15 protein-coding genes are annotated in these 17,094 nt (G+C 57.1%); 10 read left to right on the top strand and 5 right to left on the bottom strand.

What is annotated here, in order from left to right; translation table 11 throughout:
- Window positions 1–9 precede the first annotated feature (9 nt).
- From ACMGGE_RS15080 to lpxO, 3 genes are all read left to right on the top strand, one after another.
- Window positions 10–870, top strand: a complete 861-nt coding sequence (locus ACMGGE_RS15080; protein WP_420293920.1) for a ketose 1,6-bisphosphate aldolase — start codon at window positions 10–12, stop codon at window positions 868–870.
- Window positions 870–1,874, top strand: coding sequence for a carbohydrate kinase family protein (locus tag ACMGGE_RS15085; RefSeq protein WP_196365651.1), 1,005 nt, complete (start codon window positions 870–872; stop codon window positions 1,872–1,874). The genes ACMGGE_RS15080 and ACMGGE_RS15085 overlap by 1 nt, the downstream gene beginning before the upstream one ends.
- Window positions 1,875–2,017: 143 nt before the next feature.
- Complete coding sequence (lpxO, locus tag ACMGGE_RS15090) at window positions 2,018–2,926, top strand: lipid A hydroxylase LpxO (RefSeq protein WP_008500041.1); 909 nt, start codon at window positions 2,018–2,020, stop codon at window positions 2,924–2,926.
- Window positions 2,927–2,929: 3 nt separating this feature from the next.
- Here lpxO and ACMGGE_RS15095 read toward each other — a convergent pair whose 3' ends face one another.
- Window positions 2,930–3,661: a response regulator gene (locus ACMGGE_RS15095; protein WP_262752520.1), complete on the bottom strand. Its 732-nt coding sequence runs from the start codon at window positions 3,659–3,661 to the stop codon at window positions 2,930–2,932.
- Between the two features lie 256 nt (window positions 3,662–3,917).
- On the opposite strand from ACMGGE_RS15095, the gene fdhF reads away from it, so the two are divergent.
- The 3 genes from fdhF to ACMGGE_RS15110 all read left to right on the top strand — a co-directional run bounded on the left by fdhF (window position 3,918) and on the right by ACMGGE_RS15110 (window position 7,336).
- Window positions 3,918–6,065 (top strand): formate dehydrogenase subunit alpha, encoded by a 2,148-nt coding sequence (fdhF, locus tag ACMGGE_RS15100; protein WP_420293921.1) that lies wholly within the window; start codon window positions 3,918–3,920, stop codon window positions 6,063–6,065.
- Between the two features lie 322 nt (window positions 6,066–6,387).
- Window positions 6,388–6,540 carry a Hok/Gef family protein gene (locus ACMGGE_RS15105; protein ID WP_008500037.1) on the top strand — a complete coding sequence of 51 codons (153 nt, stop codon included), beginning with the start codon at window positions 6,388–6,390 and terminating at the stop codon, window positions 6,538–6,540.
- A gap of 121 nt (window positions 6,541–6,661) precedes the next feature.
- Window positions 6,662–7,336: a tetratricopeptide repeat protein gene (locus ACMGGE_RS15110; RefSeq protein ID WP_420293922.1), complete on the top strand. Its 675-nt coding sequence runs from the start codon at window positions 6,662–6,664 to the stop codon at window positions 7,334–7,336.
- 80 nt (window positions 7,337–7,416) lie between these two features.
- On the opposite strand, the gene gltP is transcribed toward ACMGGE_RS15110, so the two are convergent.
- A complete protein-coding gene (gene gltP / locus ACMGGE_RS15115) occupies window positions 7,417–8,730 on the bottom strand; it encodes a glutamate/aspartate:proton symporter GltP (RefSeq protein ID WP_045909183.1) in 1,314 nt (437 codons plus the stop codon).
- Between the two features lie 423 nt (window positions 8,731–9,153).
- Here gltP and acs point away from each other — a divergent pair, with 423 nt between their 5' ends.
- From acs to actP, 3 genes are all read left to right on the top strand, one after another.
- Window positions 9,154–11,112: an acetate--CoA ligase gene (acs, locus tag ACMGGE_RS15120; protein WP_420293923.1), complete on the top strand. Its 1,959-nt coding sequence runs from the start codon at window positions 9,154–9,156 to the stop codon at window positions 11,110–11,112.
- A 127-nt stretch (window positions 11,113–11,239) separates the two neighbouring features.
- Window positions 11,240–11,554 (top strand): DUF485 domain-containing protein, encoded by a 315-nt coding sequence (locus ACMGGE_RS15125; protein ID WP_008503396.1) that lies wholly within the window; start codon window positions 11,240–11,242, stop codon window positions 11,552–11,554.
- Complete coding sequence (gene actP, locus ACMGGE_RS15130) at window positions 11,551–13,200, top strand: cation/acetate symporter ActP (RefSeq protein WP_223539886.1); 1,650 nt, start codon at window positions 11,551–11,553, stop codon at window positions 13,198–13,200. Before ACMGGE_RS15125 ends, actP begins: the two co-directional genes overlap by 4 nt.
- Before the next feature lie 32 nt (window positions 13,201–13,232).
- Here the strand turns inward: actP and ACMGGE_RS15135 are convergent, their stop codons facing one another.
- Both ACMGGE_RS15135 and ACMGGE_RS15140 read right to left on the bottom strand, forming a co-directional pair.
- Window positions 13,233–13,922: an LrgB family protein gene (locus ACMGGE_RS15135; protein ID WP_045909180.1), complete on the bottom strand. Its 690-nt coding sequence runs from the start codon at window positions 13,920–13,922 to the stop codon at window positions 13,233–13,235.
- A complete protein-coding gene (locus tag ACMGGE_RS15140) occupies window positions 13,915–14,325 on the bottom strand; it encodes a CidA/LrgA family protein (protein ID WP_021242769.1) in 411 nt (136 codons plus the stop codon). The genes ACMGGE_RS15135 and ACMGGE_RS15140 overlap by 8 nt, the downstream gene beginning before the upstream one ends.
- Window positions 14,326–14,427: 102 nt before the next feature.
- Here ACMGGE_RS15140 and ACMGGE_RS15145 point away from each other — a divergent pair, with 102 nt between their 5' ends.
- Complete coding sequence (locus ACMGGE_RS15145) at window positions 14,428–15,315, top strand: LysR family transcriptional regulator (protein ID WP_024906729.1); 888 nt, start codon at window positions 14,428–14,430, stop codon at window positions 15,313–15,315.
- 75 nt (window positions 15,316–15,390) lie between these two features.
- Here ACMGGE_RS15145 and ACMGGE_RS15150 read toward each other — a convergent pair whose 3' ends face one another.
- Window positions 15,391–17,037: a Na+/H+ antiporter gene (locus tag ACMGGE_RS15150; RefSeq protein WP_008503391.1), complete on the bottom strand. Its 1,647-nt coding sequence runs from the start codon at window positions 17,035–17,037 to the stop codon at window positions 15,391–15,393.
- Window positions 17,038–17,094: the final 57 nt, after the last annotated feature.

Genomic DNA, 17,094 nt, shown 5'->3' on the forward strand with positions numbered 1-17,094 from the left:
GGGTGAATGATGCCATTGATTTCTCTTGCCGACGGTCTTGCCCACGCCAGACAACACCGCTATGCGCTGGGCGCATTTAACGTGCTCGACTCCCACTTCCTGCGCGCGCTGTTCGCCGCCGCAAAGCAGGAGCGCTCGCCGTTTATCATCAATATCGCCGAAGTGCACTTTAAGTACGTGTCGCTGGATTCGCTTGTCGAAGCGGTGAAGTTCGAAGCCGCCCGTCACGCTATTCCCGTGGTGCTTAACCTCGACCACGGCCTGCATTTCGAGGCCGTGGTGCGCGCCCTGCGCTTGGGATTCAGCTCGGTGATGTTCGACGGCTCTACGCTGAGCTATGAGGAAAACATCCGCCAGACGCGGGAAGTGGTGAAGATGTGCCATGCGGTGGGCGTCTCGGTGGAGGCGGAGCTGGGCGCGGTCGGGGGTGATGAAGGCGGCGCGCTTTACGGACATGCGGATGAAGCCTTCTTCACCGATCCACAGCTGGCGCGCGAATTTGTCGATTCAACCGGCATCGACGCGCTGGCCGTCGCCATCGGCAACGCACACGGCAAGTATAAAGGCGAGCCGAAGCTCGATTTCCCTCGCCTGGACGCCATTCGTCAACAGACGGGACTGCCGCTGGTTTTACACGGCGGCTCCGGGATTAGCGATGCCGACTTCCGCCGCGCCATCGAGCTGGGCATTCATAAAATCAATTTCTATACCGGGATGTCGCAGGCCGCGCTCGCCGCCGTGGAGCAGCGTATGGCAAAACGCCAGCCGCTCTACGACGAGTTTGCCGAGCTGCTGCTGGGCATAGAAGAGGCAATTACGGATACGGTCGCCGAACAGATGCGCATCTTTGGCAGCGCGGGGCAGGCATAATGGAACGCAAAGGCATCATCGCCGCAGGCAATATGCTGGTGGACCACGTTCACCAGATCGTGCAGTGGCCGGAGCGCGGCTGGCTGGCGGAAATCACCCACAGCGAACGCTCAACCGGCGGCGCGCCGCTCAACGTCCTGCTGACGCTGGCGAAAATGCACGTTGGCCTGCCGCTGCAGGCGGTGGGGCTGATTGGCGAAGACAGCGACGGAGACTACATTCTGGCGATGCTCGACCAGTACCACGTCAACCGCCAGCGCGTACAGCGCACCACCTTTGCGCCAACCTCCATGTCGCAGGTGATGACCGATCCCAGCGGACAGCGCACCTTTTTCCACTCACCGGGGGCCAACCGCCTGCTGGATCTTCCCGCTTTCGATCGCTTAGACGGATCGATGAAGATCTTCCATCTCGGCTATCTCCTGCTGCTCGACAGCCTGGATATGCCCGATGACGAATTTGGCACCCGCAGCGCGCGGCTGCTGGCACAAATGTGCGACCAGGGGTATGAAACCTCGCTCGACCTGGTTTCCCGCAAGGGTGACCCACGCTATCAGCCGCTGGTGCTCCCTGCCCTGCGCCATCTCGACTATCTGGTGATTAACGAGCTGGAGGCCGGTGAGTTTAGCGGCCTGACAATGCGTGACGAAAACGACGCCCCGCACATTGCCCATATCGCCGATGCCGCGGCGCAGCTGCTGGCGGCAGGCGTACGCCAGCGGGTGGTGATCCACTGCCCGGAAGGCGCATGGGGAGAAGCCCGCGGTGAAGAGGGTCGCTGGATCCCGTCATGGATGCTGGAGCAGGAAGAGATTATCGGCAGCGTCGGCGCGGGCGATGCCTTTTGCGCGGGCTTTTTATACGGCTGCCATGAATCGCTGCCGCTGACAGAGAGTATTTATCTGGCGCACGCCTGCGCGCGGGCAAGCCTGCTGGCGGCCAATGCGATTGACGGTGCAAAAACGCTGGCCGAGCTGCAGGCGTTTATTCGCGAGAGCGTGTAATTTAACAATAATTGCGATATTTCATTACAGTTCTATGAATTTTACATCCCCGAACTACACTTTCTCCATCTGGCATATTCGGCGTGGGCAGCACACTGTCCGCACGCTTTTCCGAAATGAGATAGAAAGAGGACAAGGGAAAAATGTTCGCAGCCATCATCATCGGTATTTTCATTATCAGCGTTATTTATGCGCATTCACGCGGCAAAGAAAAACAGACGCTTTCTCGTCAGCTCTTCGACCATTCGACGTTCATGGCGCCCATCAATATGTTTATGACAGCGTTTTCTTCCCTGCCCGCCAGGCAGCCTTTCTTTGAAACAGAACGCTTCCCGGAATTAAATAAGCTGACGGAAAACTGGCTGGTTATTCGCGAAGAGGCCCTGCGTTTGCAGCATCATATTAAGGCGGCGGAAAATAATAACGACGCTGGCTTTAACACCTTTTTTAAACGCGGCTGGAAACGTTTTTATCTGAAGTGGTATGCCGATGCCCATCCCTCCGCGCAGTCTTTATGCCCGGTGACCACCCGGCTGGTAAGTGAAATCCCCTCGGTGAAGGCGGCCATGTTTGCCGAGCTGCCGGCGGGGGCGAAGCTTGGCAAGCACCGGGACCCGTACGCGGGCTCGGTTCGTTACCATCTGGGCTTATTCACACCGAATGACGATCGCTGCTTTATTGAAGTCGACAGGCAGCGCCACAGCTGGCGGGATGGTGAAGCCGTTATTTTTGATGAGACCTATGTCCACTGGGCAGAGAATAAAACGGATCAAACGCGCATTATTCTTTTCTGCGATATTGAGCGTCCGATGAAATGGCGCTGGGCGCAGGCGGTTAACCATTGGGTGGGAACCACGCTAATGTCTGCAGCCAGCTCACCGAATGACGAGAATGACAGCACTGGCGGCATTAACCGTATTTTTAAATACGTTCATGCAGGCCGCGAGCGGGGGCAGCGTCTGAAAAAAAGAAACCGTAAGGCCTATTACGCCCTCAAGTATCTGTGCATCGCTGCAATCTTTGCCGCCATCATTGTTCCGGCGATAACGTAAGTCTTATGCCGCCTGTTCGGGCCGGCTCACATCGGTGGCAAACACGTAACCCAGCCCGCGGATCGTTTTGATAAGCGCAGGCTGATGCGGGTTAGCCTCTATTTTCCGGCGCAGGCGCATGATCAGCACGTCAATCGTGCGATCGAACACGTCGGCGCTTTCGCTGTGGGTCAGCTCGAGCAGCCTGTCACGGCTCAGCACCCGACGGGCATTTTGCGTGAGCGCCAGCAGCAGGCCGTACTCGCCCTGGGTTAAGGGCACAGGATTACGCTGCGGATCGCTCAGCTCGCAGCGGGTGGTATCAAGCGTCCATCCGTTAAACGCAATGCCCGCGACGGGCGCTGCGGGAGCTTCCGCCGCCAGCACGCCCGTACGGCGCAGCACCGCTTTCACGCGGGCAACCACCACGCGCGGGTTGAACGGTTTGCCAATATAATCGTCGGCCCCCATCTCCAGCCCCACCACCACGTCTGACTCGCTGCCCAGCCCGGTTAACATCACAACCGGTAGCGCCGGACGCTGCTTTTGCAGCTGCAGCAGAACCTGCAGGCCGTTGATATCCGGCAGCATCATATCCAGCAGCACAAGCGCGATATCCGGCTCCTGTTGTACCCGGCGCAGCGCATCCTGGCCGTTATGGCAGACAAGCACGCTAAAGACGTGCTCGCTCAGCACGTCCTGAAGCAGTTCGCAGACTGCCGTATCGTCATCAACCACCAGAATCGCCGGTTTCATCGTATGCTTCCGTCAGGGGATTATGTTAAGTCTGAACTATTCTGCCGTCGGCTCCAGTCAAAAGGTTTTTTCAGTGACGGAAATTCAACCCATGTCACATCCGCCGCCCTGTCGACACGTCAATTTTGACGATTGGCTGCTTTTTGTCAGGGTTTTTACCCCGAATGGGCCGTAAAGTCAGGGGATACCCATACAAAAAACATGGCATAGAAGCTGCATAGTGGGTGCGAACGATTCGATTAACTGGAGCAGACTGATGAAAAAAGTCGTCACGGTTTGCCCTTATTGTGCCTCAGGTTGCAAGATCCACCTGGTGGTCGATAACGGCAAAATCGTCCGGGCGGAGGCCGCACAGGGGAAAACCAACCAGGGCACGCTGTGCCTGAAAGGTTACTACGGCTGGGATTTTATTAACGATACCCAAATCCTTACCCCGCGCCTGAAAACCCCTATGATCCGCCGCGAGCGCGGCGGTAAGCTGGAAGCCGTCTCCTGGAACGAGGCGCTGGATTACGTCGCCACGCGCCTGAGCGCCATCAAGGCCAAGTATGGCCCGGATGCCATCCAGACCACCGGCTCTTCCCGCGGGACGGGAAATGAAACCAACTATGTGATGCAAAAATTCGCGCGCGCCGTTATTGGTACCAATAACGTCGACTGCTGCGCTCGCGTCTGACACGGCCCATCGGTTGCAGGTCTGCACCAGTCGGTCGGTAACGGCGCAATGAGTAATGCCATCAACGAGATAGATAATACCGATCTCGTCTTCATCTTTGGTTATAACCCGGCGGATTCTCACCCTATCGTCGCGAACCACGTTATTCGCGCTAAACAGAATGGGGCGAAAATCATCGTCTGCGATCCGCGCAAAATTGAAACCGCGCGCATTGCGGATATGCACATTGCATTGAAAAACGGCTCGAACATCGCGCTGTTGAATGCAATGGGACACGTCATCATTGAGGAGAACCTGTACGACCAGGCGTTTGTCGCGACCCGTACGGAAGGCTTTGAAGAGTATAAGAAAATAGTCGAAGGCTACACGCCAGAGTCGGTTGAAGCGATAACCGGCGTCAGTGCGCAGGCGATCCGTCAGGCGGCCAGGATGTATGCCGGGGCGAAAACCGCCGCCATCCTCTGGGGCATGGGCGTGACCCAGTTCTACCAGGGCGTGGAGACCGTGCGCTCTCTGACCAGCCTCGCGATGCTGACCGGTAATCTGGGTAAAGCCCACGTTGGCGTGAACCCGGTGCGTGGTCAGAATAATGTGCAGGGCGCCTGCGATATGGGCGCGCTGCCGGATACTTATCCTGGCTACCAGTACGTGAAGTTCCCGGAGAACCGCGCCAAATTCGCGAAGGCCTGGGGCGTGGAAAGCCTGCCGGAACACACCGGGTACCGCATCAGCGAACTGCCGCACCGCGCGGCGCATGGCGAAGTGCGTGCGGCCTACATCATGGGTGAAGATCCGCTTCAAACCGACGCCGAGCTCTCTGCAGTGCGTAAAGGGTTTGAGGATCTGGAGCTGGTGATTGTCCAGGATATCTTCATGACCAAAACCGCGGCGGCGGCGGATGTCATTTTACCGTCGACCTCCTGGGGCGAGCATGAAGGCGTCTACACGGCGGCCGACCGCGGCTTCCAGCGCTTCTTCAAGGCAGTCGAGCCGAAGTGGGATCTGAAAACGGACTGGCAGATTATCAGCGAAATCGCCACCCGTATGGGCTACCCGATGCACTACAACAACACCCAGGAGATCTGGGACGAGTTGCGCAGCCTGTGCCCGGACTTCTACGGCGCCACCTATGAAAAAATGGGTGAGCTGGGATACATCCAGTGGCCGTGCCGGGATGAGTCGGAGGCCGATCAAGGCACGTCCTATCTCTTTAAGGAGAAATTCGACACCCCGAACGGGCTGGCGCAATTCTTCACCTGCGACTGGGTCGCGCCCATTGATAAACTCACCGATGAGTATCCAATGGTGCTCTCCACCGTACGTGAAGTGGGCCACTACTCCTGTCGTTCGATGACCGGCAACTGCGCCGCGCTGGCGGCACTGGCGGACGAACCGGGCTATGCGCAAATCAACACCGCCGATGCGGAACGCCTCGGTATTGAGGACGAGGCGCTGGTGTGGGTGAATTCGCGCAAAGGGCGGATCATCACCCGTGCGCAGGTCAGCGATCGTCCAAACAAAGGGGCGGTCTATATGACCTATCAGTGGTGGATTGGTGCCTGCAACGAGCTGGTAACGGAGAATTTAAGCCCGATAACCAAAACGCCGGAGTATAAATACAGCGCCGTCAACGTTGAGCCGATTGCGGATCAGCACGCGGCGGAACAGTACGTGATCGACGAATATAACAAGCTGAAAGCCCGACTGCGCGAAAGCGCAATGGGTTGAAGTCGTTAATTTATCGTTTAATAAAGGGAGTGATATATTCACTCCCATTTTATTTTCGATTAATTCATAAGAAATAGAAATTATTATTCTGGAAAGCGGCTCGCAGAAATAATGTAATTTTCGCGAAAAGAAATTACATCTTTGCATTTTAATTCAGCGAGATAAGATATGCGGCGGGTGCTTAAGACTTTCTGTCTTGAGCATTGTTGAGGGACAGAAAGTAGAAAGCCCCGGGAAATTTTTATTTACCCGAGGCTACTCCCTCAACTCCCAACAGGTTGAGAGTAGCCTCTTATTCTTTTTTTGACAAGGAGTAAAAGGCATGACGCCATTAAAAACTGCGTTAGGCATCGTCTTTATTGTTTGCCTGACGATAGTGATCTTTACCTTTATTACTCGCGGCAGGCTCTGCGAGTTTTCAATAAAGAGTGAACATCAGGAGGTGGCGGCTAAATTAGCCTGCAACCCAGGCTAACCTCTATGGGCGGAACAACGGTTTCGCCCGGCTTGTAGGATGCTGAGGTCTTAATGCACCCATTTTTTTCTTTTGCGCCCGCGATTATACTGCGCGGCGTGTACCCAGATGATAAGAATCCATGAAAGCCATTTTTCTGTTGTTAGTGTTTTTAACGTCCTTCGCCCGCGCGGATGAGATAGGCAGCCAGTATCGGAAACAGGCGGAAGCCGGTGATGCGCGTGCCCAGTATTATCTTGCCGATACGTACTTCAGCTCCGGCGACAGCAAGCAGGCCGCGCTGTGGGCCGAGAAAGCCGCGAAAGGCGGCGATGTCGACGCCATGGGGTTGCTCTCGCAAATCCTCTTTACGCAGGGAGATTACGCACAGGCCAAAGCCCTGGCCCAACAGGCAAACATTGCTGGCAGCAAACGCGGCGCGATCATGCTGGCGCGCATTCTGGTAAATACTCAGGCGGGGAAAACGGACTATCCCCAGGCCATCAGGCTGCTGCAAACGGCAACCGAAGATATCGACAGCGACTCTGCGGTCGATGCGCAACTGCTGCTGGGACTCATTTATGCCAACGGCGTCGAGGTAGCGCAGGATGATGTGCAGGCCGCCTCGTGGTTCAAGCGGAGTTCAGCCCTTTCGCGTACCGGCTACGCCGAGTACTGGGCAGGGATGTTGTTCAGGCACGGTGAGAAAGGCTTTATCACGCCAAATAAGCAGAAAGCACTGTACTGGTTGAACCTGAGCTGTACTGAAGGGTTTGATACGGGATGTGAAGAGTTTGATGCGTTGAGCGGAGAATAAAGTGCCGGGTGGCGGCTTCGCCTTACCCGGCCTACAAGACCCGCAGGCCCGGTAAGCGCAGCGCCACCGGGCTTAAGAGGTTAGCGATCGGCAGTCTTATCAAAACGACCCAGCACCTCGCGTTCATACGCCAGCGCCTTTTTACGATCGAATTTGTGTTCCCACTTGGCGATAACCAGCACCGCCAGTGCATTACCCACCACGTTCAGCGCCGTACGCGCCATGTCGAGGATACGGTCCACACCGGCGATAAATGCCAGACCTTCCAGCGGAATACCGACGCTGCCCAGCGTCGCCAGCAGCACCACGAACGAAACGCCCGGTACGCCTGCGATACCTTTAGAGGTCACCATCAGCGTCAGCACCAGGACGATCTCCTGCCACAGCGACAGATCAATGCCGTACAGCTGGGCAATAAAGATAGCGGCGATACTCTGGTACAGCGTGGAGCCATCCAGGTTAAAGGAGTAACCGGTCGGCACCACGAAGCTGGTGATCGACGCTGGCGCGCCGTAGGCTTCCATCTTCTCAATAATACGCGGCAGCACGCTCTCAGAGCTTGCCGTGGAGTAGGCCAGAATCAGCTCATCTTTCAGGATACGGATCAGGATCCAGATGCTCAGCCCGCACAGACGCGCCACGATGCCCAGCACCACCAGCGCAAAAAACAGGATCGCGAAGTGCACCAGAATCACCAGCTTCGCCAGCGGCCAGAGGGAGGCAAAACCGAAGTTCGCCACGGTGACGGCGATAAGCGCAAACACCCCTACCGGCGCGTAACGCATCACCATGTGGGTCACTTTAAACATGGTCTCGGAGATAGAGCGGAACACGGTTACCAGCGGTTCGCGGTGCGTCGCGGGCAGAGAGGAGAGCCCCAGACCAAACAGGACCGAGAAGAAGATAATAGGCAACATCTCGCCCTTCGCCATCGAGGCCACGATGTTGGTCGGTACCAGAGAAAGGATAGTGCCCATCAGGCCGTGCGCATGGCTCTGCACGTCAGCGGTTGTACTTTGGTATTTCGAAATATCCACCGTAGCCAGCTGCGACATATCAATCCCGGAACCCGGCTGGAACACGTTCGCCAGGGTGATACCGAGAATGATCGCAACCGTAGTGATCACTTCGAAATAGATAATGGTTTTCGCACCAATACGACCTAACTGCTTCGCATCGCCGACGCCCGCAATACCCACCACCAGCGTCGAGATCACAATTGGTACCACAATCATCTTGATCAGATGAATAAAGATATCCCCTGCCGGTGAAAGCAGGTTCGCAATCAGCCAGTCGCGGCTGTCGCTGTGATAGTGGAGGTAACTGCCCAGCAAGATGCCCAGCACAAGGGCAATTAAGATCTGCCAGGCCAGGCTGACTTTAACGTTTTTCATAGAAACTGACTTCCTCAATGAAGCGCCTTATTCACTCAAACTGCATGAATAGGGGGACATACTGATAGGGTATGAATTGTGTTGCGTCGATTTATGGGATTTTTTAACGCGGCGTATGAGTATCATTTGCGCGGCCTGTTGCGCAAGCCTTAAAGAACGACGCATTTCACTCGTAAAAGCGTCCGTGACGGGAGTTTCTCCTGTTTCTAATAAATAACCTTTTGTTATAAAAACGCTTTTTTAAACATAAATGTGAATAATCGTCAGCATAAATTATTTTCCTTCAAAGTTTCATTCGCTCATTTTTCAACCTGTTCAAACAATGCGTGATCTGTAGCCCAAATAATAAACAAAGCTTGTAAAGCCCCTACTATTAACGTTTTTGCGACATATTATTAACATCTTACAAGGAGAAAAAAAGCCATGAGCCAAATACACAAACATGACATTCCCGCAAACATTGCGGACCGTTGCCTGATCAACCCGGAGCAGTACCACGAGAAATATCAGCAATCTATCACCGCCCCGGACACCTTCTGGGGTGAGCAGGGTCATATCCTGGACTGGATCAAACCTTATCAGAAGGTGAAGAACACCTCCTTTGCGCCCGGTAACGTCTCCATTAAATGGTATGAAGATGGCACGCTGAACCTGGCGGCGAACTGCCTTGACCGTCACCTTGCCGCGCGCGGGAACGAGACGGCGATTATCTGGGAAGGCGATGATGCCTCGCAGAGCAAACACATTACTTATAAAGAACTGCACCGCGACGTGTGCCGCTTTGCCAACGTCCTGCTGGATAAAGGCATTAAAAAAGGCGACGTGGTCGCAATCTATATGCCGATGGTGCCGGAAGCGGCGGTGGCCATGCTGGCCTGCGCGCGTATCGGCGCCATTCACTCGGTTATCTTTGGTGGGTTCTCGCCAGAGGCGGTTGCGGGTCGTATTGTCGATTCAAGCTCAAAACTGGTGATCACCGCCGATGAAGGCGTGCGTGCAGGACGCGGTATCCCACTCAAGAAAAACGTCGACGAAGCGCTGAAAAACCCGAACGTCAAAACGGTCAGCAACGTCATCGTCCTTAAGCGTACCGGCGGCAAAATCGACTGGCACGAGGGGCGCGACCTGTGGTGGAACGACCTGATTGAAAAAGCGAGCGACCAGCATCAGCCTGAAGAGATGAATGCGGAAGATCCGCTCTTCATTCTTTACACCTCTGGCTCAACCGGCAAACCGAAAGGCGTGCTGCACACCACCGGCGGCTATCTGGTCTACGCGGCCACCACTTTCAAATACGTCTTCGACTACCACCCGGGCGACATCTACTGGTGCACCGCCGACGTGGGCTGGGTCACCGGGCACAGCTACCTGCTGTACGGCCCGCTGGCCTGTGGCGCAACAACGCTGATGTTTGAAGGCGTACCCAACTGGCCAACCCCGGCGCGTATGTGCCAGGTGGTCGATAAGCATCAGGTCAATATTCTCTACACCGCGCCAACGGCAATCCGCGCATTAATGGCGGAAGGCGATAAAGCCATCGAAGGTACCGACCGCTCTTCATTGCGCATCCTCGGTTCCGTGGGCGAGCCGATTAACCCGGAAGCCTGGGAGTGGTACTGGAAGAAAATCGGCAACGAGAAATGCCCGGTCATGGATACCTGGTGGCAGACCGAAACCGGCGGTTTCATGATCACCCCGATGCCGGGCGCCACGCAGCTGAAAGCAGGCTCGGCAACCCGTCCATTCTTCGGCGTGCAGCCTGCGCTGGTGGATAACGAAGGCAACCCGCTGGAAGGCGCCACCGAAGGCAACCTGGTGATCACGGACTCGTGGCCGGGTCAGGCGCGTACCCTGTTCGGCGATCACGATCGCTTCGAGCAGACCTACTTCTCGACCTTTAAAAACATGTACTTCAGCGGCGACGGCGCCCGCCGTGATGAAGACGGTTATTACTGGATCACCGGACGCGTGGACGACGTGCTGAACGTCTCTGGCCACCGTCTGGGCACCGCGGAGATTGAATCGGCGCTGGTGTCGCATCCGAAGATTGCCGAAGCGGCCGTTGTCGGTATTCCGCACAACATTAAAGGCCAGGCGATTTACGCCTACGTCACTCTGAACCATGGGGAAGAGCCGTCGCCAGAGCTGTACACCGAAGTGCGCAACTGGGTGCGTAAAGAGATTGGCCCACTGGCCACGCCGGACGTGCTGCACTGGACCGACTCGCTGCCGAAAACCCGCTCCGGCAAAATCATGCGCCGTATCTTGCGCAAAATCGCGGCAGGGGACACCAGCAACCTCGGTGATACCTCAACGCTCGCGGATCCTGGCGTGGTGGAAAAACTGCTCGAAGAGAAGCAGGCCATCGCAATGCCATCGTAATCTTTTCTCCCTCTCCCCGTGGGAGAGGGCCGGGGTGAGGGCATCAGACCGCACCTTCCTCCCTCACCCTCTCCCCATAGGGGAGAGGGGATAAAAACAAACCAACCTTACCTTTGGAGACTCTGTGATGAATGACCATATTTGTCAGCAGATAGAGAATAGTGCGCACTACAGGGAGCTCGTCGATAAGCGGCAACGGTTTGCCTTCACCCTTTCCATCATCATGCTGATTATCTATGTCGGCTTTATTCTGCTGATCGCCTTTGCGCCGCACTGGCTGGGCACCCCGTTACACGAGGGGACCAGCGTGACGCGCGGTATTCCCATTGGCATTGGCGTGATTGTGATTTCATTTGTGCTGACCGGCGTCTACGTCTGGCGCGCGAACGGTGAATTCGATCGTCTTAATAAAGCGGTACTGCAAGAGGTAAAAGCATCATGAAGCGAGTCCTGACGGCGCTAGCCGCCACACTTCCCTTTGCCGCCCACGCGGCGGATGCCATTACCGGCGAGGTACAGCGCCAGCCAACCAACTGGCAGGCGATTATCATGTTCCTGATTTTCGTGGTGCTGACGCTGTACATTACGTACTGGGCGTCGAAACGCGTGCGCTCCCGTAACGACTACTACACTGCAGGCGGCAATATTACCGGCTTCCAGAACGGGCTGGCGATTGCGGGTGACTTTATGTCCGCCGCCTCGTTCCTCGGGATCTCCGCGCTGGTCTACACCTCCGGCTATGACGGCCTGATTTACTCCCTCGGCTTCCTCGTCGGCTGGCCGATCATTCTGTTCCTGATTGCCGAGCGCCTGCGCAACCTGGGTCGCTATACCTTCGCCGACGTGGCCTCGTATCGCCTGAAGCAGGGGCCGATTCGCACCCTCTCCGCCTGCGGTTCGCTGGTGGTAGTGGCGCTGTATCTGATCGCACAGATGGTAGGCGCGGGTAAATTGATCGAGCTGCTGTTCGGCCTGAACTACCACATCGCGGTGGTACTGGTGGGTGTGCTGATGGTGATGTACGTCCTGTTCGGCGGCATGCTGGCCACCACCTGGGTGCAAATCATCAAAGCGGTATTGCTGCTGTTCGGCGCCAGCTTTATGGCCTTTATGGTGATGAAGCACGTTGGGTTCAGCTTCAATAACCTGTTTACCGAAGCCATGGCGGTCCACCCGAAAGGGGAAGCCATTATGAGCCCGGGCGGGCTGGTGAAAGACCCGATTTCTGCCCTGTCGCTCGGTCTGGGCCTGATGTTTGGTACAGCAGGTCTACCGCACATTCTGATGCGCTTCTTCACCGTGAGCGATGCGCGTGAAGCGCGCAAGAGCGTCTTCTACGCTACCGGCTTCATGGGCTACTTCTATATCCTGACCTTTATCATCGGCTTTGGCGCGATCATGCTGGTGGGGGCAAACCCGGCGTTTAAAGATGCCACGGGCGCGCTGATTGGCGGCAATAACATGGCGGCGGTGCATCTGGCCGACGCGGTGGGCGGCAACCTGTTCCTCGGCTTTATCTCTGCCGTGGCCTTCGCCACCATTCTTGCGGTAGTTGCGGGTTTAACGCTGGCCGGGGCGTCGGCGGTCTCGCATGACCTCTACGCCAACGTTTTCCGCAAAGGCGCGAGCGAGCGCGATGAGCTGAAGGTCTCCAAAATCACCGTGCTGGTGCTGGGCGTTGTGGCGATCCTGCTGGGCATCCTGTTCGAGAAGCAAAACATCGCCTTTATGGTGGGGCTGGCCTTCTCCATCGCGGCAAGCTGTAACTTCCCGATCATCCTGCTCTCCATGTACTGGTCGAAACTGACCACCCGTGGCGCGATGATTGGCGGCTGGCTGGGGCTGCTGACGGCGGTGATCCTGATGATTCTGGGCCCGACGATCTGGGTGCAGATCCTCGGTCACGCCAGCGCCATCTTCCCGTATGAATACCCGGCGCTGTTCTCCATTGCCGTGGCGTTTATCGGTATCTGGGTCTTCTCGGCCACCGACAATTCGCCGGAGGGTAACCTGGAGCGCGAGAAATTCCGCGCCCAGTTTATTCGTTCACAAACCGGTCTTGGCGTTGAGCAGGGCCGCGCGCACTAAACCTTTCTCCCCGGCCATTCTGGCCGGGGAGCTTAAAACATCACCCACGCCACCAGCGGTGCAACCAGCACCATCACCACGCCCGACAGCATCATTACCAGGCTCGCGACAACGCCCTCCTGCTGGCCCAGCTCATAGGAACGTGCCGTGCCCGCGCCGTGCGACGCCGCGCCAAATCCCGCGCCTTTGGCCATTCCTTCCCGAATAGAAAGCCGCAGAAAGAGCATATCGCCCACTGCCATCCCAAAGACGCCCGTCACCACCACAAACAGCGCCACCAGGTCCGGCTGTCCGCCGAGGGGTTTAGCCGCCGCCAGCGCAAACGGCGTGGTCACCGAGCGCACGGCCAGGCTGCGCTGAATTTCATCGGGCAGCGTAAACAGTCTCGCCAGCCAGACGGAGCTACAGACCGCGACCACCGTGGCGGTGATCACGCCTGCGCTGAGCGACATCCAGTGGCGCCTGATAATCGCCAGGTTGTCATAAACGGGCACGGCAAAGGCGATGGTCGCCGGGCCGAGCAGCCACAGCAGCCAGTGGGACTCACCAATGTAGTTCTGCCAGGAAATGTGGCCGAAGACCAGCATCAGCACCAGCAGGATCGGCGTGAAGACCAGCGGCATCAGCGGCAGCGCATGAAACCGGCGATACAGCCGCTTGTTGGCGAAGTAGATCCCGAGCGTCGCGATCAGGCACAAGACGCTGATCTGAAAGTTAGTCATGTTTGTGCCTGCTGATTTCAAACCGGTAGACTTTATCCACGACCCAGGCGGTCGCCCCCAGCACCATCAACGTACTCAGCGCGATCACCGCAAAGATTCGCCAGCCGTCCACCATCAGCAGTTGCGCATAGTTCACCACCGCCACCACGGCAGGGACAAAGAACAGCAGCATCTCCGCCAGCAGCCAGCGCGCCCCGGCGCGCACCCAGTTAAGGGGGATCACGCGACAGAGGATGAGCGTCAGCATCAGCAGCATCCCCACCAGGTTGGCAGGCAGCGGCAGGTGGAGCCAGCCGACAAGATATTCGGCGAAAACAAACAGTCCCGCGTAGAGCAGTACCTGAACCGGGACCTGGAGTCGTTGTACAACGGCAGGCGTAACACGGCTTAACGCCACGGCCATGGGGGTTTTCCTCAAAAATGAGACGAGGCGCCAGTATAGTGAGCGCACGGTGTGGACTGAAATGAATTAAAATCATCAAAGGTATAGTTTCGAGGAATAATCATGGACATAAGAACGCTGCGCTATTTTGTCGAAGTGGTTCGTCAGCAAAGTTTTACCCGCGCAGCGGAGAAGTTGTTTGTTACCCAGCCCACCATCAGCAAGATGCTGAAAAACCTCGAAGATGAACTGAACTGTACCCTGCTGATCCGCGACGGGCGCAAGCTGCTGCTGACCGACACCGGACGCGTGGTGTTCGAACGCGGGCTGGCGATTCTGGCGGAGTTCCGCCAGCTGGAAGCAGAGCTGGACGATATTAATCATCTGACCAAAGGGGTGCTTCGCCTCGGCATTCCCCCGATGGTCGGCATGATGATGGCCGGGCCGATTAGCCTGTTTCGCCAGCGTTATCCCGGCGTAGAGCTGAAGATTTCGGAGTTTGGTGGGTTAACCGTCCAGCAGGCCGTCACTAACGGCGAGCTCGACGTGGCAATGACCGCCCTCCCCGTTGAGGAAGAGAGCGGCCTGGCGACGCTTCCGCTCTTTAGCCACCCGCTGTGCGTGCTGGTGCCCCGCTCCGGCGACTGGCTAAAGAGGGAGTCGGTGAAGCCTGAACTGCTCGGCGAGCACCCTCTGCTGATCTACAACGAAGACTTCGCCCTCAGCCGCCAGCTGATGACGCTGTTTAACCAGCATAACGTCAAGCCGCGCATTGCGGTACGCAGCGGACAATGGGATTTCCTGGCCGCGATGGTGCAGGCGGGCGTGGGGATTGCCATTCTGCCGCAGCCGATTTGCGAGCGTCTGGATAAAAACACGCTGCGCTGGATCCCGCTGGAGAGCGATCTGCACTGGCAGTTAGGGATGATCTGGCGTGAAGGGGTCTATTTGTCGCAGAGCGCGCAGGCGTGGCTGCAGTGTTGTGAGGGGTTTTGGGTGCGGTCTGAATAGTGCCCGGTGGCGCTTACCGGCCTACGTTCGAACCGTAGGCCGGGTAAGGCGAAGCCGCCACCCGGCAAAACAGCGCTACTGATTCTCTATCAACAGCGCTTCCAGCAGGTCCAGATCGTGCAGCAGCTTTTGCAGCGTCTCGTTGCTGATCTGGCGCGTGGCGCGCAGGTGGTACAGTTCGGCACGCTCTGAGCGCAGCGCTGCCAGACGGAACCGGCGTTCCAGATTCTCCTCCTGCAGCGAGCTTTCCACATCGTTACGCCCGTCCGCACGGCGGCGAAGGTTACCAATTACGCGGGAACTCACCTCCGTCAGCAGCTGATTATCGATGTTCTCTTCCGCATCCGCGGCCAGGCGCTCTTCCATTTTCTGGATGGCGACAATCGCCACTTCGGCGGTGGCCGCACGCGCAATGCGCTCTTCCTTGTGCTGCTGGGTCGAATCACCGACATCAATATGCTGGAGTAAAATCGGCAGCATAATCACGCCGACAAACAGTGAGAACAGAATGACGCCCGCCGCCAGGAACACCAGCTCGTAACGCGCCGGGAAGACGTCGCCCGTCGGCAGCAGCAGCGGAATGGAGAGGACACCGGCAAGGGTGATCGCCCCGCGTACGCCCGCAAAAGAGGCAATCAGCAGTTCACGCGTTGTCCACGAGCCAAACTCCATCGGCTTTTTCTTCAGGAAGCGGACGCTGAAGTTTTTCATCGTCCACAGCCAGCCGAAACGCACCAGCATCAGCGCCAGGTAGATCAGCACGATATCGGTAAACAGCATCCAGACCTCAACGTTCGGGTCGGCTTCGGCCGCCACCAGCGAGGATTCCATAATGCCCGGCAGCTGCAGGCCCAGGAGCAGGAACACCATGCCGTTAAAGACAAACTCCAGCATCGCCCAGGTGCTGTTGGCACGCAGACGCATAGCCAGCGGCGCGCGGCGCATCACGCCAGAGCGGGTAATGGTCATCCCTGCCGCCACTGCCGCCAGAATGCCCGACACGCCGATATGTTCGGCAATCAGATAAGAGGCGAACGGCAGCAGGAACAGCAGTACGATCTGCGTAGCGGGTTCATCGCCGCCCCAGCGGCTGAGGAACCGCAGCGAGCGGCCGTACAGCCAGCTCACCACGAAGCCCGCGAGAATACCGCCAATCGCCACCTTGAAGAACTCCAGCGTCGCGCCGCCGACGGTAAAGACCATCGTGCCCATCGCAACGGCCACGGCAAACTTCAGGGCAACCAGGCCGGAGGCGTCGTTCATCAGCGCCTCCCCCTGTAAAATCCCCATAATTTTCTTCGGAATACGACCTTCACCCACAATGCCGGACAGCGCCACGGCATCGGTTGGCGACAGCACGGCGGCCAGCGCAAAGGCAGGAATTAACGGGATACCCGGTACCGTCCAGTAGATCAGAAAACCAATCCCGACGACGGTGACCACCACCAGCGCAAGTGCCAGGCCGAAGATCTCTCGCCCGTGCTCAAGGAATTCGCGCGTGGGCGTTTTCCAGCCATCGGCAAACAGCAGTGGCGGAATGAACAGCACGAGGAACAGTTCTGGGTCAAATTCCACGTGCAGGCCAAACGTCGGCCACGCCAGCAGCGCGCCGATGGCAATTTGCATTAATGGCAGGGGGACCTGAAAGGGCAGTACGCGTGTAACCACCCCGGATAGCGAGACCACAAGGGTCATGATGAGTATTGTGAAGAAGATTTCCATGCGTTCCCTGTTTGCTGTGTTGCTTATGTACTCCGGAAGGCGTCGTGCCTTTTATTC

This window comes from Enterobacter sp. BNK-22 (genome assembly GCF_048684805.1).
GTDB classification, from domain to species: Bacteria; Pseudomonadota; Gammaproteobacteria; order Enterobacterales; family Enterobacteriaceae; genus Enterobacter; species Enterobacter quasiroggenkampii.

Bases quoted from the DNA above. Each gene is read 5' to 3' on its own strand.
- ACMGGE_RS15080 (WP_420293920.1), top strand. From the start codon at position 10: ATGCCATTGATTTCTCTTGCCGACGGTCTTGCCCACGCCAGACAACAC.
- ACMGGE_RS15085 (WP_196365651.1), top strand. From the start codon at position 870: ATGGAACGCAAAGGCATCATCGCCGCAGGCAATATGCTGGTGGACCAC.
- lpxO (WP_008500041.1), top strand. From the start codon at position 2,018: ATGTTCGCAGCCATCATCATCGGTATTTTCATTATCAGCGTTATTTAT.
- ACMGGE_RS15095 (WP_262752520.1), bottom strand. From the start codon at position 3,661: ATGAAACCGGCGATTCTGGTGGTTGATGACGATACGGCAGTCTGCGAA.
- ACMGGE_RS15105 (WP_008500037.1), top strand. From the start codon at position 6,388: ATGACGCCATTAAAAACTGCGTTAGGCATCGTCTTTATTGTTTGCCTG.
- ACMGGE_RS15110 (WP_420293922.1), top strand. From the start codon at position 6,662: ATGAAAGCCATTTTTCTGTTGTTAGTGTTTTTAACGTCCTTCGCCCGC.
- gltP (WP_045909183.1), bottom strand. From the start codon at position 8,730: ATGAAAAACGTTAAAGTCAGCCTGGCCTGGCAGATCTTAATTGCCCTT.
- acs (WP_420293923.1), top strand. From the start codon at position 9,154: ATGAGCCAAATACACAAACATGACATTCCCGCAAACATTGCGGACCGT.
- ACMGGE_RS15125 (WP_008503396.1), top strand. From the start codon at position 11,240: ATGAATGACCATATTTGTCAGCAGATAGAGAATAGTGCGCACTACAGG.
- actP (WP_223539886.1), top strand. From the start codon at position 11,551: ATGAAGCGAGTCCTGACGGCGCTAGCCGCCACACTTCCCTTTGCCGCC.
- ACMGGE_RS15135 (WP_045909180.1), bottom strand. From the start codon at position 13,922: ATGACTAACTTTCAGATCAGCGTCTTGTGCCTGATCGCGACGCTCGGG.
- ACMGGE_RS15140 (WP_021242769.1), bottom strand. From the start codon at position 14,325: ATGGCCGTGGCGTTAAGCCGTGTTACGCCTGCCGTTGTACAACGACTC.
- ACMGGE_RS15145 (WP_024906729.1), top strand. From the start codon at position 14,428: ATGGACATAAGAACGCTGCGCTATTTTGTCGAAGTGGTTCGTCAGCAA.
- ACMGGE_RS15150 (WP_008503391.1), bottom strand. From the start codon at position 17,037: ATGGAAATCTTCTTCACAATACTCATCATGACCCTTGTGGTCTCGCTA.